This window comes from Vallitalea sediminicola (assembly GCF_054408565.1).
The window spans coordinates 1-16,688 of sequence record NZ_BTPT01000006.1 but is presented as its reverse complement, the minus strand read 5'-3'; the positions used below and the strand labels follow the sequence as shown (position 1 = coordinate 16,688).

General features: G+C 31.5%; 16 protein-coding genes and 1 pseudogene. All 17 read right to left on the bottom strand.

The genetic code is table 11. The features are described 5' to 3' along the window. Positions 1–210 precede the first annotated feature (210 nt). Positions 211–801 carry a Maf family protein gene (locus ACX6CF_RS02510; protein WP_458783722.1) on the bottom strand — a complete coding sequence of 197 codons (591 nt, stop codon included), beginning with the start codon at positions 799–801 and terminating at the stop codon, positions 211–213. A 19-nt stretch (positions 802–820) separates the two neighbouring features. After that, entirely contained in the window at positions 821–1,084 is a 264-nt protein-coding gene (locus tag ACX6CF_RS02505) for a DUF4321 domain-containing protein (protein WP_458783721.1), read from the bottom strand. 292 nt (positions 1,085–1,376) lie between these two features. Beyond that, the gene (locus tag ACX6CF_RS02500) at positions 1,377–2,183 is read right to left on the bottom strand and encodes an RnfABCDGE type electron transport complex subunit B (RefSeq protein WP_458783720.1); all 807 of its coding nucleotides are present in this window, start codon (positions 2,181–2,183) and stop codon (positions 1,377–1,379) included. Positions 2,184–2,327: 144 nt separating this feature from the next. Then, positions 2,328–2,903 (bottom strand): electron transport complex subunit RsxA, encoded by a 576-nt coding sequence (gene rsxA / locus ACX6CF_RS02495; protein ID WP_458783719.1) that lies wholly within the window; start codon positions 2,901–2,903, stop codon positions 2,328–2,330. Between the two features lie 14 nt (positions 2,904–2,917). Beyond that, positions 2,918–3,535 (bottom strand): electron transport complex subunit RsxE, encoded by a 618-nt coding sequence (gene rsxE / locus ACX6CF_RS02490; protein ID WP_458783718.1) that lies wholly within the window; start codon positions 3,533–3,535, stop codon positions 2,918–2,920. Position 3,536: 1 nt separating this feature from the next. Next, positions 3,537–4,109 (bottom strand): RnfABCDGE type electron transport complex subunit G, encoded by a 573-nt coding sequence (locus ACX6CF_RS02485; protein ID WP_458783717.1) that lies wholly within the window; start codon positions 4,107–4,109, stop codon positions 3,537–3,539. Then, a complete protein-coding gene (locus tag ACX6CF_RS02480) occupies positions 4,099–5,040 on the bottom strand; it encodes an RnfABCDGE type electron transport complex subunit D (protein WP_458783716.1) in 942 nt (313 codons plus the stop codon). The genes ACX6CF_RS02485 and ACX6CF_RS02480 overlap by 11 nt, the downstream gene beginning before the upstream one ends. A 55-nt stretch (positions 5,041–5,095) precedes the next feature. Further along, positions 5,096–6,415, bottom strand: a complete 1,320-nt coding sequence (gene rsxC, locus ACX6CF_RS02475; protein WP_458783715.1) for an electron transport complex subunit RsxC — start codon at positions 6,413–6,415, stop codon at positions 5,096–5,098. 349 nt (positions 6,416–6,764) lie between these two features. Next, the gene (locus ACX6CF_RS02470) at positions 6,765–7,325 is read right to left on the bottom strand and encodes an ATP-binding protein (RefSeq protein WP_458783714.1); all 561 of its coding nucleotides are present in this window, start codon (positions 7,323–7,325) and stop codon (positions 6,765–6,767) included. A gap of 52 nt (positions 7,326–7,377) precedes the next feature. After that, complete coding sequence (locus tag ACX6CF_RS02465) at positions 7,378–7,713, bottom strand: DRTGG domain-containing protein (RefSeq protein WP_458783713.1); 336 nt, start codon at positions 7,711–7,713, stop codon at positions 7,378–7,380. Between the two features lie 2 nt (positions 7,714–7,715). Continuing rightward, positions 7,716–9,056 (bottom strand): [Fe-Fe] hydrogenase large subunit C-terminal domain-containing protein, encoded by a 1,341-nt coding sequence (locus tag ACX6CF_RS02460; protein ID WP_458783712.1) that lies wholly within the window; start codon positions 9,054–9,056, stop codon positions 7,716–7,718. 59 nt (positions 9,057–9,115) lie between these two features. Then, positions 9,116–9,532 (bottom strand): ATP-binding protein, encoded by a 417-nt coding sequence (locus tag ACX6CF_RS02455; RefSeq protein WP_458783711.1) that lies wholly within the window; start codon positions 9,530–9,532, stop codon positions 9,116–9,118. Further along, positions 9,516–9,884, bottom strand: a complete 369-nt coding sequence (locus tag ACX6CF_RS02450; RefSeq protein WP_458783710.1) for a hypothetical protein — start codon at positions 9,882–9,884, stop codon at positions 9,516–9,518. The genes ACX6CF_RS02455 and ACX6CF_RS02450 overlap by 17 nt, the downstream gene beginning before the upstream one ends. Positions 9,885–9,967: 83 nt before the next feature. Next, positions 9,968–11,197, bottom strand: coding sequence for a [FeFe] hydrogenase H-cluster maturation GTPase HydF (gene hydF / locus ACX6CF_RS02445; protein WP_458783709.1), 1,230 nt, complete (start codon positions 11,195–11,197; stop codon positions 9,968–9,970). Between the two features lie 34 nt (positions 11,198–11,231). Next, positions 11,232–15,539 (bottom strand): acyl-CoA dehydratase activase-related protein, encoded by a 4,308-nt coding sequence (locus tag ACX6CF_RS02440; protein WP_458783739.1) that lies wholly within the window; start codon positions 15,537–15,539, stop codon positions 11,232–11,234. Positions 15,540–15,689: 150 nt separating this feature from the next. Next, positions 15,690–16,337, bottom strand: a pseudogene (hisIE, locus tag ACX6CF_RS02435) (bifunctional phosphoribosyl-AMP cyclohydrolase/phosphoribosyl-ATP diphosphatase HisIE); the annotation flags it as partial. 43 nt (positions 16,338–16,380) lie between these two features. Then, positions 16,381–16,688: HisA/HisF-related TIM barrel protein (locus ACX6CF_RS02430; protein WP_458783708.1), on the bottom strand; the 308-nt coding region annotated here is incomplete at its 5' end.

The following is a 16,688-nucleotide window of genomic DNA, read 5'->3' as shown; positions in this document are numbered from 1 at the left end:
CTATTTCTTAACTAAGGAAAATCTATATAATAAAGAATATCCTTATAAATTATAGATTCTCCTTAATCAATAATTATTAACAGTATTTAAGTATATTATTTTACACTATATATAAATAGAGTTAAGGTTAATAACTAACTCTCAACTCTAATAGATACATTTAATTAAGATATATAGTATATAAATATAATTATCTACTTATTTTTTATCTTACTTAACAATCTCAAAATAATTAACCCCTAGTTTATTTAATCCTTTATATAATTTATTAAGCGGTAATCCCATTACATTATAGTAGTCACCATTTATTTTTTCAATAAAAATGGCACCTACTCCCTGAATACCATAAGCACCAGCTTTATCAAGAGGTTCACCTGTGTTAATATAATATGCTATTTCTTCTTCATTTAAGTCTTTCATATATACCTCTGTAACTTCGTGTGATATATATTTTTTATTAGAACCAACATCCAATATAGCTATGCCTGAATAAACTAAATGCTTGTTTCCAGATAGTTTTTTAAGGTAATCCGCGGCTTGTCCAATATTCTTAGGTTTACCAAGAATTTCATTTTCAAATACCACAACGGTATCACAACCTATTACCAAAGAATCTTCATCTACTAACTTAGAAACGCTATTAGCCTTTTCATATGCAAGTTTTTCGACAAATTCCCATGGTGAATCTTGTTTAAAACTATCTTCATCAACTCGACTTATTTTTATATCAAAACTTATATTAAGTCTTTCAAGCAATTCTTTTCTTCTTGGCGATTTGGAAGCTAATATAATATTTTTCAAAATCTCACTTCCTACATCATTATAATTTTTTATAAACAAATATACCAGCAACTATACCAATAATACTTGTAATGGTAATTTTAAAATTCAACTGTAATACAACTTTCAAAATTTCAAGATTTAACTTCACAGGATTTTCCATTCCAAATTCTAGTCCATAATTAAGCCACCTAAGCCAATCAACATTTTTCACAAGAGAACCTAAAAATCCTCCTAAAACGATACCAGCTAGTATGAGTAGAAATAGCGCCCATCCATTTTTATTACTTCTTCTGTAACTCATTACATTCACCCCTTCAAATCTTGTTCAACACTAACTATATCCTTTATTAAGGAGTTCCTTAATGAGATAATTTTATCATATATAGAAAAATTTGTATACACAAAAAACATATTTTTTAGAACAATTTCCTAAAGAATAAAAATAAACTTATAAAATCAATTAAAATATATTGAACTTATTGAAATGGGTGTATAAATGTTTTTATTAATATAAGGAATCTAATAATAATAATTGCTAATTCCATTGTTTCATGACTTAATAGATCAATTTTTGATAATAAAAAAGCAGGTTGTTAACCCTGCTCTTTCACTGTTATTGCATGTGTCGGACATTTTTCTACACATTTCATACAACCTGTACATTTATCATAATCAATTTTAGCTAAATTATTTTCAACACTTATAGCGTCAAATTCGCAAACTTTCGTACATAGACGACACCCAATACAACCAACATCACAGCTTAATTTCACATCTTTTCCCTTGTTATTAGAGTTACATTCAACTCTAACATTATTGTCATAAGGTACAAGTTCTATTAAGCTCTTAGGACATGCTTCAATACACATACCACATGATGTACATTTTTCTTCATCAACCTGAGCGATACCATCTACAATATGAATTGCATCAAACATACAAACGTTAACGCAACTTCCAAGTCCTAAACAACCATATTCACATGCTTTAGAACCATTTCCTTGTAAAAAATTAGCATTTTTACAATCCATAACTCCTACATATTCATATTTTTCCCTAGCTTTATCACATGTTCCTTGGCATTTCACATAAGCTACTTTCTTAGCATCATCAGTACTTTCTATTCCAAGTAAAGTAGATATTTTCGCTGCAACATCTGAACCGCCTACTGGACATCCATTTGGTTTAGCTTTTCCTTCAACTACAGCTTTTGCAAATGCATCACAACCTGCGTATCCACATCCGCCACAGTTAGCTCCTGGAAGTATATCTCTTACTTTAGGTACTTTTGGATCAACTTCAACAGCAAATTTTTTCGCTGCGATTCCAAGTCCTAAACCAAATACAATACCCAGTCCCCCTATACTTAAGGCAGGATATAATATACTAGTCCATTCCATATCCGTATCCTCCATTTCTAATAATCATGACCTATATATACACATCAAATTAATCTATAGTCAATATTAATTTATAAATATTATACAACTTTTTATTGAACCTTAAGCTTCTCTAATTAAATCACCGTTTATATACTATTACCATTATTTAATAAGACCTGAGAAGCCTAAGAATGCAATTGCCATTAATCCAGCTGTAATAAGTACTATAGGATAGCCTTTAAATGATTTTGGTATGTCATTAAATTCAATTCTTTCTCTTATACCCGCTAGAATAACAATAGCAAGTGTAAAGCCTACAGCTGTTCCAAACCCATTAATTACACTTTTGATTAATGAATATTCAGCTTGCATATTTATAACAGCAACACCAAGCACTGCACAGTTAGTAGTAATAAGTGGTAAATAAACACCTAATGCCTGATAGAGTGATGGGCTACTTTTTTGAATAATCATCTCAACAAGTTGTACTAATGAAGCTATTACAAGTATAAATGCTATAGTATATAAATATTCAATATGGAAAGTTACTAATATAAACTTATATACTAAATATGATATTATTGACGCTAAGGTCATGACAAATGTAACTGCCAGTCCCATTCCAAATGAAGTTTCTACTTTCTTAGATACTCCAAGAAAAGGGCATATTCCTAAAAACCTTGTAAGTACAACATTGTTAACTAATATTGCACCTATAAAAAGTAATAATAATTCCATTTTATCCCCCTCCTCTACGCCTTCTTAGAATCTTTGTCTTTTATTTTGTTAAATATAGCAAATAATAATCCAAGTACTATAAAAGCGCCAGGAGCTAAAATCATAATGGTTATTGGTTCATAACTTGCTGGCATTACATAAGCCTCAAGAGAAGTTCCACTAAGAACAGTTCCAGCACCGAATAATTCTCTAACGAATCCAATGATTGTTAAAGCAACTGTAAAACCAAGTCCCATTGAAACCCCATCAACAATTGCTGGTAGAACACTATTTTTAGTTGCAAATGCTTCTGCTCTTGCAAGAACAATACAGTTAACAACAATAAGTGGTATAAATAATCCAAGTGCGTCATATAGTGCAGGTACAAAACCTTGTAAAAACAAATCAACCATTGTAACAAAAGATGCTATGATAACAATAAATGCTGGAATCCTAACTTTTGATGGTATAATATTTCTAAGTAGAGATATTACTAGATTAGAAAACAACAATACCACTGTAGTGGCAAGTCCCATACCAATTCCATTAAAAGCTGAAGTTGTTACTGCAAGGGTTGGACACATTCCTAAAACTTGAACAAAAGTTGGATTTTCGTCTATTAATCCATTTTTGAATACTTTACCTAATTTCATCTTACTGTGCCCCCTTACTAAAATTATTATTGAAATAATCAATAGCTACATTAACAGCATTAGTTACGGCTCTTGAAGATATTGTTGCACCACTTAGTGCATCAATTTCATCATCAGTATCTGCTCCATCTTTTACTACAGTCAACTGTTCAGTAGGCTTTTCTTTAAACTGATCTTTAAATTTATCACTGTCAGCATTAGCACCAAGACCAGGTGTTTCACTATGCTTAATAATATCAATACCTGCAATGGTACCATTAGAATTAATTCCTACAATCAATTCTATCTCGCCGCCATAACCTTCTTTTGTAACTAATTTAAAAGCATAACCTAAGATTTCGTCATCTCCATTAGCCAAGTAAATCTCAGAAATCACTGGTTGTTCTGATAAATCTTCTTCGACTTGTTGGAAAGTTGCATCTTTTATAACGCTGTTAAGTGCCGCATCTCTAATTTTTATTTGTTGGTCGGCAATGGGATCTTTGGTTACAGTATATGTTAATCCAAGTAATAATCCTGCACATACAGTAATCGCAAATAAGATTAAAGCATCTTTAACAATATTATTTTTCATTCTTAGCCACCTCCCCAAAAGCTTTAGGGATTGTAAATTTATCAATCAATGGTACAAAAAGATTCATAATAATTATGGCAAATGATACGCCTTCAGGATAACTACCATATATTCTTATAACGGCAGTAAGTATACCACAACCTAGCCCCATGATAATTTGTCCTGTTTTTGTCATAGGAGATGATGAATAATCTGTTGCCATATAAATAGCACCTATCATTAAACCACCACTAAAAATTTGATACGCTGCATAATTAATATCAAATCCTTTACCACCAATGATTAAAGAAAGTACAAATACTGTACCAATATATAATACTGGTATTCTCCAATTAATTATTTTTCTAACTAATAGATAAATACCTCCTAACAATAAAGCTATTGCTGAAGTTTCTCCAATACACCCTCCTATAAAACCAAAGAATGTATCTGCAATACTTGGAAGACTTCCTGCACCTTCTTTTAATATTCCTAAAGGTGTAGCTGTAGTTACTCCATCAAGTTCCCATCTAGTCATTAATCCCGCAAAAGATATAAGTAGAAATGCTCTCGCACCAAGCGCAGGATTCATAAAATTCTGTCCTAGTCCACCAAATAATTGTTTAACAATAATTATAGCCACGACACTTCCTAAAATTGGTAACCAATAAGGAACTGTATGTGGTAGATTAAGTGCTAATAATATACCCGTTACAATTGCACTATAATCAGCTATACTAACCTTTCGCTTAGTTAGTAATTGAAATAGTGCTTCTGATGCAACACACGATATTACACAAATTAAAACGATAATTAATGCTCTCACACCAAAATTATATATTCCAAACAAAGTCGCTGGCATTAAAGCAATAACTACATCCCTCATAATTTTATCAGCAGTTTTGTCTGAACGAATATGAGGTGAAGATGATACTATATATTGATCTGTCACAACTAAACCCTCCTACTTAAAACATTAGAAATTAGTTTATTTAATTCTTTATATCTTATTTCTTCTTCTTAGCCATTATAGTCCTTTTGGTTGTTCTGATAGAATGGGTCAAATGCCTATTGGAAGGACATATATATGAACAGGCTCCACATTCTATACAATTCATTCCTTTATATTTGACAAACAAATCATCTTCATTGTTTATAGCAAATTTATTAAGCTCTAAAGGTAATAAATTCATAGGACATATGCTTACACATTTACCGCATCTAATACAATTGCTTTCATCATTTTGCATTGCTTCTTTTTTGGTCAGGCAAAGAATAGATGAAGATCCTTTTATAACCGGTACATCTAATGAAAATAGTGCTAATCCCATCATAGGTCCACCTGAGATAACTTTTGCAGGCTCTTCTTTAAAACCGCCAGCAGCTTCTATTAATTCTCTATAACTGGTACCGATTCTCACCTTAAAATTCTGTGGTTCTTTTATTGCTCCCCCACTTACAGTAACAATCCTTCTCATAAGAGGTCTTCCTCTAAGAACCGCTCTGTGAATAGCTACTACTGTATCTATATTCTGTACAATACAACCGACGTCAGCTGGTAATCCACCCGCTGGTACTTCTCTTTTGGTTATAGAATAGATTAGTTGCTTTTCAGCCCCTTGTGGATATTTTGTTTTTAACGTTCCAACACTAATATTACTAATGCCTTTTACAGCTTCTTTCATAGCTTTAATTGCATCAGGTTTATTATCTTCTATTCCTATAACCCCTTTGGCATCTGGAAATAGGTGTAGTATTATTTCAAGCCCTTTTACAACTCTTTGAGTTTCTTCAATCATAATTCTATGATCAGATGTTAGATAAGGCTCGCACTCTGCACCATTAACGATAATATAATCAATCTTTTTGTCTGGAGGTGGTGATAATTTTATGAATGTAGGGAATGTCGCTCCACCCATACCTACTATACCAGCCTCTTTAATAATATTAATTATTTCTTCCCTAGAAAGGTTCTTATAATCCTTTCTTTCTTTCATAGTTTCAATTTCCGTATATTCTCCATCATTTTCAATAACAATAGCTTGTACTTTTGAACCATTAGGATGAAGTACATCCTTAATAGCTTTAACTGTACCTGAAACTGTTGCATGGATTGGTGAAGAAACGAATCCTTGAGGTTCTCCTATTTTTTGCCCCATTAAAACTTTATCACCTTTTTTTACTAAAGGTTTACAAGGTGCTCCTATATGCTGTAACATTGGGAAAATCAAATCACCTTTTGGCATATAAATCTTAATAGGTTTTTTTTCTGTGAAATCTTTAGAATGACTAGGATGAATGCCTCTTTTAAAAGTCAATGCTCCCATTAGTATCCCCCTGCCTTTTTTGTTATTAATGAATATAATATTTTTTAACACTTTAGATATATTACTAATAAATATAACTATTAGTATTTAATGTTGTAATAGTATCCATTTCCATATTAATAATAATACAATTACCGCAGTAATACAAGAATTGATAAAAAAAGTACAAAGTAGTAATCTTGTCTATTCCCATTAATACTGCGCTATTGTTTATTGTATACAATATGCCTCCCTTCTTTTCCCCTTTAATTTACTAAAAAAAGTTATAATTAATAGTAAGTTTGTTAATTCATTAACATTTATAAAAAATCTATAAGATTAAAAAGCTCAAAGATATAGTGTTATATCTTCAAGCTTTATCTCCGTCGCTCTTAAGCTCATTAATATTTTCTTTTATAAATTCCTTTAACCATTTAATAACATCTAAATTAGTTAATGGCACTTCATCACCAAGAACTTCTTTCAGTTCTTTAGTAGAAATATCAAAAGATTCATTATTATAATAATGCTTATATTGTATATCAATATTACTATTAGAAGAAATAAGAGTTGCTATTGTTGATTCCATATCGCCAATAGGAGGTCTATCAATATGATTATAATCCATACTAGCTTTTATAAAAGTCCCTTGTTTCTCTGATGTATCAATATCTAATTTACCGTTACAGATATTACAAGTATTATCTAATAATGGTATCCCTAATCCTACTCGCCTCATGGTTCTTGATGTAGTAAAAGGATCACGAATATCTTTCATTATCTCTTTTGGTATTCCTGATCCATTATCTTTAATACTGAATTCAAAAACATTATTATTGATTAATTCCTTTACGATAATGATAATATTATTAGCATTAGCTCTTACACTATTTTGTGCAATATCAAGTATATGCATAGATAATTCTTTCATATTCAACAGATTCCTTTCATAAAATCTTTAGATATTGCTCTATATATTGAACTTATACAATTCCTAATCCTACTAGTTCACCAACAACTTCAAAAGATGATTTTTTAGTAGTCAAGATAGGAATATTTTCCTCTTCAGCTTTCATTACAGCCTCTTCTGCAACTTTAAATCCTTCTGATACAATAATACATGCCGAACCTGTAAGTACAGCTACTGCAACTATATTAACATGACTCTGGATTGTAACCCATGCATTACCTTCTTTAGCTTTACCCATTACAACACTTAACAAATCACCTACAAAACCACAAGTTATTTCACCTTGTAATCCTTCTTTACCAGCAACCAATTCAAGGTTAAGTCTTCTTTTTAATTCTGCAACTGTCATTGTTATGACCTCTTTTCTAATATCTTATTATTAATAGTTTCATTGCTAATGGATGGTGGCATTTTTTGTGATAAAGTAACCATCTGCTCTGCCATCTCTCTTACCTTTTGTCTTAACATAAATACACAATCTTCTATGTTGGCTTTACCACAGACTATGTCTTCAGCTAATGCTCTGCAAGTTGGTGCCCCACAGGAACCACAATCGATTTTTGGTAAGATATTATAAATTTCTTCTAAATGTTCTAATTTTTCAATGGCCTTTTCCACGTCATCATCAAGTTTCATAACTTGTTTTGTATCCAAAGGTTTTGACCAGTATAAGTCAATCTTTTCATCAAATAATGGAATATCTCTTTTTTTACCTTTACCACTATTGTATTTTTTAATCTTATCCATTCTATTACTAGAAACAAAACAGTTTTCTACAGTTAATGGACCACCTAGACATCCTCCAACACATGCTAGACATTCAATAAAATTAACATCATCTAGCTTACCATTTTCTACTCTCTCAAGTATCTTGATAACATTTTCAATACCATCTACAGCTATATGATTCTCAATACCTGAAGCATATCCTTCACCACCTGTATGAGCCCAGCCTATACCTGAATTACTACTCATTTGTAAAATTTCAGGCTCTTTTATGGTTTTTATTACTGGAACTAACTTCAAATACATTTCTTTCAATGATATAACCCCATCTACATACGATTCATCAATGACTTGTGGTTGTTTACTATTAGTAACTTTTGCGGCACAAGGTGAAATAAAAAATACCCCTATATCTTCTTTTTTTATTCCTTTACCTATTAAGTACTTTTTAGCATATCTTGCCATTGCCTCTTTTGGTGATATAATTGGTAAAATATTAGGTATTAAAGATGGAAATCTAATTTGTATAAGTTTTACTATTGCTGGACAAGCAGACGATATAATAGGTTTCGGTAAATTTTCTTTTGCTATGATTTTTTTACTTTCTTCTGTTATGATCTCTGCTGCTCTCGCAACTTCAAAAACTTCATCAAAACCAAGTTTTTTAAGCGCAGTCAAAATAATATTAGGATCAACGATACTTCTAAATTGTGTATATAATGTTGGAGCTGGTATAGCTACCTTAAATTTGTAATCATTAATTTTATCTAAGGGTTCTGTTACTGCTTTCTTTGCATGGTTACGACAGACACGAATGCACATACCACAATCAATACATCTTTCGTCCATTATATGTGCTTTACCATTTCTAACTCTTATGGCCTCTGTTGGACAACGCTTAATACAATCTGTACAACCAATACATTTCTCTAAATCTAACCTTACAGAATGTAGTACTTCCTCCATACTTAGCCTCCTAAACCAATTTATTTATTTAATATACCTTCTATATATATTGAAATTATCTAAGGATTTATGTTAAAAGTTAATTTAACGTTTGTTCCTTTTCCTATTTTTGTATCTATCTGCATATCATCACTATGCCTTTTTATGTTAGGCAATCCCATTCCTGCACCAAATCCCATTTCTCTTGCTTTTCTTGAAGCTGTAGAATACCCAACTTGCATGGCTAAATCAATATTTTTAATTCCTGGGCCTTCATCTTTAATAACAATTCCAATAGTTTCTGGAGTTATCTCTACATCTATAACTCCTCCATTAGCATGAATTACCATATTTATCTCAGCTTCATACATACATATGGATACCTTTCGAATAACGACAGGAGATATTCCAAGTTGTTTTAAAGTCTTTTTCAATTTACTTGATGCAACTCCTGCAGAAATAAACTCGCCACCTTCAACATCATAGTGTATCTTCATCGTGAGCTATCTCCTCTCCTTCTAAACCATTTTTATACAGTAGTCCACATGCTGTAAATAAAGTATGTTTAGTTGTTAATAAAATAATATCTTTTAGCTCTGCCATACGTATTAATTCACTACTAGGTCTTTTACCTCTAACAAATGCTATTGCATTTATATCTAACATCTCAGCTGTTCTAATCACCTGAGGATGAACAAGTCCTGAAAGTAATATAATATCATGTCTAACAAATGCTAATACGTCGCTCATTAAATCACAGCCATACCCATAGTCTATATTCAAATCCAACATGTCTTCCCCTGCTAATATGTCTGCGTCTAATATTTCTTTAATCTCACTTACAAGCACTTTACCACCCCCTCAGTTATTATGTAATATTCATTTTCACATAGATATTATAACAAATTGTTATGAATTTGACAAACTAGACTTTAATTTCTTAATCTTTTGTTCGCTATAGGAAATGGCTCAGTCACTCTATCTAATATACCTGTTACATATGCAATAATTACACCATAATTAACTATGGGTATGTTATTGTCTAGTGCAACTTTGATCCTATACTGCATTTCACGTCTATTTAACATACATCCACCACAATGAACTATTAGAGCATAATCCTTTAGATTATCAGGATATTTAAATCCACTAGAAAATTCAAATTTTATGTCTTTACCTGTATGTTTTCTAATCCATCTAGGAATTTTTACAGTTCCTATATCATCTGATTGCCTATGATGGGTACAGCCCTCTGCTATCAATACTTTATCTCCATCTTTTAATGATTCCAATTTTTTTGCGCCTTCAATAAGATTTATCAAATCACCTTTGTACCTTGCAAATAATATTGAAAATGAAGTAAGCATGATATCATCAGGTGTATCAGCTGATACACTAGCAAATACTTGTGAGTCTGTTATAACCAGTTTAGGTTTTTTACCAATATTCTCAAGAGTCTCTTTTAACTTATATTCTTTTGTTACAATAGATATTGCATCATTATCTAATATATCTCTTAACACTTGCTGTTGAGGTAGAATTAATCTTCCTTTTGGTGCAGCTGTATCTATAGGAACTACTAATACTACAAAATCACCAGATTCAATAATATCTCCAACTAATTTATTTTCCTTTTCTTCATCTGGAAGAAGTCTAATAATTTCATTCTTCAGCTCTTCAATACCTATATTTTTAGTTGCTGATACCGGGATAAGTTTTAGAGATAATTCTTTTTCCATTGATGATAACTCTTCATCAGATATATTTTTGACATCTGTTTTATTTACTACACCTGCTACTGGTATTTTTTTATTTTTTATACTCTCTAATATACCTTTTTCAAAATCAGTAACACCTGTTTCTGCATCCACTGTCAATATAGCTAAATCAGTTTTATTAAGAACGTCTAATGTCTTTTTCTTTCTAAGTTCTCCTAATTCACCTTCATCATCTAGTCCAGCTGTATCTATAATTACAACTGGACCTATTGGAAGTATTTCCATAGCCTTATATACTGGATCTGTAGTAGTTCCTTTTACTGATGATACTAATGCGATATCTTGATTTGTTATAGCGTTAATAATACTAGATTTTCCCACATTTCTTTTTCCAAATAGCGCTATATGCACTCTATCTCCTCTAGGTGTCCTATTTAAACTCATACCTTGCCTCCTTATGTCCATCATGGATTATAATCTATAGTGCAAGTAATTCTTTGTCATCTTTATTCTCTTTATTATCATCTTTTATACAGTTATCAATAACCTTACCTTGATTCATTTCTTCTAGGTTGCTCTTAGCTACAGATAACATTAATTTAATTCTATTTAATTGGTTTACTTCACTAGCACCTGGATCATAATCAATAGCTACTATATTGGCTCTTTTGTAATTTTTCCTAATTGGTTTAATCATTGATTTACCAACTACATGATTAGGTAAACATGCAAATGGTTGTACACAAACAATATTTTCAACACCTTCATCAACTAACTCTATCATCTCTCCTGTTAAAAACCATCCTTCACCTGTTTGATTACCAAGAGATATGAGCTTTTCTGCCTGCTTTGCTTTCTCATCAATAGAAGATGGAGCTCTAAATCGTTTGCTGGCTTCAAGAGCTTTTTTACTTGTTTTTCTATACATTTCAATTGCTTTAATTGCAATTTTACTATAGTTCCAAGACTTTTTTGTACCATTTAATTTTTCATATTTAAATTTGTTATTATAAGCACAATATAAGAAAAAGTCTAATAAATCTGGTACACTAGCCTCAGCACCCTCTTTTTCTAGAGTTTCAACTAGATTATTATTTCCGATTGGATGATACTTAATAAGTATTTCCCCAACTACACCAACTTTTGGTTTCAATATATCTCTGATAGGAAGTTCATCAAACTCTTTAACAATACCTTTTATATTTTTTTTGAATTCATGTATTCTACCGTTTTCAACATTGTCAAGTGCCTTTTGCTTCCACTTTTCATATAATTCATCAGATGAACCTTTTACTTTTTCATAAGGTCTTGTTGCATATAGTACCCTCATTAACACGTCACCGTATATTGTTGCTATTAGAGCTCTATGTATCAAAGGTAGCGTAAATTTGAATCCTGGATTAGATTCTAATCCCGATGCATTAATTGATACAACAGGAACACTATCAATGCCTAGATCATCTAAAGCTTTTCTTATGAACCCTATATAATTAGAAGCTCTACATCCTCCACCTGTTTGAGTAATGAATACGGAAGTATTATTCAAATCATATTTACCTGATTTTATGGCTTTAATAATCTGTCCTACAACTAATATAGATGGATAACATGCATCGTTATTTACATGTTTCAATCCTTCCTCAACTGCACCTGGGTCCACATGTGGAAGTATAACTACATTATAGCCCATTTTCTTTAGTCCCACTTCAAAAAAGTCAAAATGCATCGGGGACATCTGAGGTGCTAATATTGTATGATTTTTCTTATTTTCTTTGGTAAATACTACTCTATCATGGTTAATATGTTTCTTTGTTGGTTTTATACCGCTTTTATCTCTTTCATCAAGAGCAGCTTTTAGAGAACGCATCCTTATCCTTATTGCTCCTAAGTTATTACCTTCATCTATTTTGATTAGTGTATATATTTTCCCGTGTTCTCCAAGTATATCGTGCACTTGATCCGCAGTAACTGCATCAACTCCACAGCCAAAAGAAGTTAATTGTACAAGCTCTAGATTATCTTTTTTGCCTACATATTCAGCAGCGGCATATAATCTTGAATGATATGCCCATTGATCTAATACCCTAAGTGGTCTTTTAACATTGCCTAGATGAGAAATGCAATCTTCAGTTAATATAGCCATACCTAGATCAGTTATTATATTAGTTAATCCATGATTAATTTCTGGATCTATATGATAAGGTCTTCCAGCTAATACAATTCCTCTTTTACCTGTTTCATCTAAGTATTTTACAACCTCTTCACCTTTTTTCATTATGTCTTGTCTAACATTAATCTTTTCATTCCACGCAAGTTTTGCCGCTTCATAGATTTCTTCCTTGCTAATACCGTTACCCTCAAATTCTTCTGCTAATCTTTCAGCAAGGCGATCTTCATTATCCATTGGCAAAAATGGATTGAGGAATGTTATATTTTCATTTTCTAAATCTTCCACGTTATGTTTGATTGTTTCTGGATAAGATGTAACAATTGGACAGTTAAAATTATTATCTGCTCCTTTTAACTCTTTTTCTTCAAACGGTATACATGGATAGAATATTGTTTTAATTCCTTTACTTATAAGGTTCATTATGTGTCCGTGAACAATCTTAGCGGGATAACAAGCTGATTCAGACGGTATAGTTTCAATACCTTCTTCATATAATTTTTTTGTTGAACGAGGTGATATTATCACTCTATAACCTAATCTTGTAAAGAACGTAAACCAATATGGATAATTCTCATATAAGTTCAATACTCTTGGAATACCAATAGTCCCTCTTTTAGCTTTATCTTCGCTTAATGGTTTATAATCAAATATTCTTTTATATTTAAAATCGTATAGGTTAGGGATATTTTCACTTTTCTTTTCTCTCCCTGCACCTCTTTCACATCTGTTTCCAGATATGTGTTCTCTTCCTCCCGGAAATTTATTAATTGTAAGTAGACAATGATTATTACAAAGAGGACATCGTTTCATACCTGTTTCAAAGGTAAATGAATCTATTTGATCTGCTTGCAATAGAGTACTTTCTAGACCGTTATCTCTTTCTTTTGCAATTATTGCAGCACCAAACGCTCCCATTATACCAGCAATATTTGGGCGAATGACTTCACGCTCTGATATTATCTCAAAGGCTCTAAGTACTGAGTCATTATAAAAAGTTCCACCTTGTACGATAATTTTTTCTCCCATTTCTTTCGGGTCTCGTATCTTAATTACTTTCTGTAGAGCATTTTTTATGACCGAATAAGATAATCCAGCAGATATATCATTAATCGTTGCCCCTTCTTTTTGTGCTTGTTTTACTCTTGAATTCATAAATACAGTACATCTTGAACCTAAATCCACTGGACTTTTTGACTCTAATGCAGCTTTCGCAAAATTTTCTATATTCATATTCAATGATTTAGCAAAAGTTTCTAAGAAAGAACCACATCCAGAAGAACAAGCTTCATTTAATAGAATATCATCAATTACTCCATTTTTTATTCTAAGACATTTCATATCCTGTCCGCCAATGTCCAAAATAAAATCTACTCCTGGCAAAAAGGTATTTGCAGCCTTATAATGTGCAATGGTTTCTATCTCTCCAATATCAACTTTTAATGCTTCTTTTATCAACGCTTCTCCATAACCTGTTACCGTTGCATTAGCTATAACAGATTTATTAGGCAGGATAGAGTATATTGTTTTTAAAATATCCACAGTTTGTTTTAATGGTTTTCCCCCATTACTTCCATAATATGAATATAATAATTTTTCATCTTCATCAATTAATGCTACCTTTGTAGTTGTTGAACCTGCATCAATTCCAAGATAACATTTACCTTCGTATGTAGAAAGTTCTCTTTTTTCTACAACGTTTTTATTATGCCTTAACATGAATGCATCTAATTCTTCTTTATCTTTGAATAATGATTGTAACCTAGCCACTTCACTAGTACCTGTATCTGTAAGATTTTCCATTCTTTCTAATATAGATTTGAATGGGACAGGTTCTTCTTTTTTAGATTCTATAGCTGCACCTAATGCAACAAATAGCTGTGAATGAGGTGGTATTATTGCTTGTTTACCTGTTAATTTTAATGTTTCAATAAATCTTTGTCTAAGTTCTGATAAAAAGTAAAGTGGTCCACCTAAAAAAGCAATATTTCCTCTTATTGGTTTACCACATGCTAGACCACTTATAGTTTGATTAACTACCGCTTGGAATACAGATACTGCAATATCCTCTTTAGCAGCCCCTTCATTCAATAATGGCTGTATATCTGTTTTTGCAAAAACTCCACACCTTGCTGCAATTGGATATACTACTTTATGTTTTTTAGCAAGTTCATTAAGTCCTATTGCATCAGTTTCAAGTAATGAGCTCATTTGATCTATAAAAGCACCTGTTCCACCAGCACAAGTTCCATTCATTCTTTGTTCAATGGTATCACCTTCAAAATATGTAATCTTTGCATCCTCACCACCTAATTCTATGGCTACATCCGTTTCTGGTATCTTTATTTTTATCGCTTTTGTACATGCAACTACTTCTTGTATAAATGGTATATTTATCCATCTAGAAACAGCCATTCCACCCGAACCTGTTACCATTAAAGTGATATCCGAATCATTAAAATGTGAATAAGCCCTTTTTATCAACTTACCAACAGTTAATCTTATATCAGAAAAATGCCTTCTATATTTACTATATAATATTTCTCCTTGTTCATTTAATACTACTATTTTTACCGTAGTTGAACCTACGTCTAATCCAACATTTAATATGTTATTCATATATTCGCAAAAAATGCTTCGCCTCCTATAACTTGTGTCTCCTAAAACAATAACGATTAGTATTATATTATACCATTTTAGCATAACATTCAACTTAATATTTGATTAATATTCCTCAAAAAGTAAAAGTGTGCCTAAGCACACTCACAATTATCTTCTTTTATTTAATTCCCTACATATATCTTCCCAAGTAGTATTTTTCTCAGCCATTAATACTGATAAATGATAGATTAAATCGGATATTTCATAAATTATTTCATCATTACCCTCGTTCTTGGCTCCAATAATTACCTCTGCTGATTCTTCTCCAACCTTTTTAAGAATTTTATCAATTCCTTTATCAAACAAATAATTTGTATAAGAACCTTCTTTTGGATTTTCTTTTCTATCTACTATAACATTATAAACATCTTCAAATATATCAAACACACTTTGACTTCTTTGTTGTAATTCAGTACCTTCAACTACTTCTTCACTTTCTAAATCAATATTTTTATAGAAACAAGTGTAATTTCCTGTATGACATGCAGCACCTTCTTGTTTAACTTTTACTAACAAAGTATCATTATCACAATCTAAAGCCATACTCATTAAATATTGGTAATGACCAGAGGTCTCACCTTTTAGCCATAAGCTTTGTCTGCTTCTACTAAAATAATGTACTTTCTTAGTCTCCAAAGTCTTATTAAACGCCTCTTTGTTCATATATGCTACCATTAATACTTCGTTATTAGTATAATCTTGAGTAACAACTGGTAGTAATCCATCTGAATTCAATTTTAATTTGTTGAAATCCATTATAATCATTCCTTTCTCGAATTTACTATTTTATATTATATAGTTATAATCTTACTTGTATTTGCTTACTGTTTAAGTATTCTTTCAGTTCAATGATTTCTATTTCTTTAAAATGAAATAATGAAGCTGCAAGAGCTGCATCAGCTTTCCCAAAGGTTAATACATCTTCAAAATGTTCCATATTGCCGGCACCACCTGATGCAATAACAGGTACATTAACCCTTTCGCTAATCTTCTTGGTGAGTTCTATATCATAACCTGATTTGGTTCCATCTTTATCCATACTGGTGAGCAATATTTCTCCTGCACCACGTTCACATACTTCTTCAGCCCATTTAATAGCATCAATAC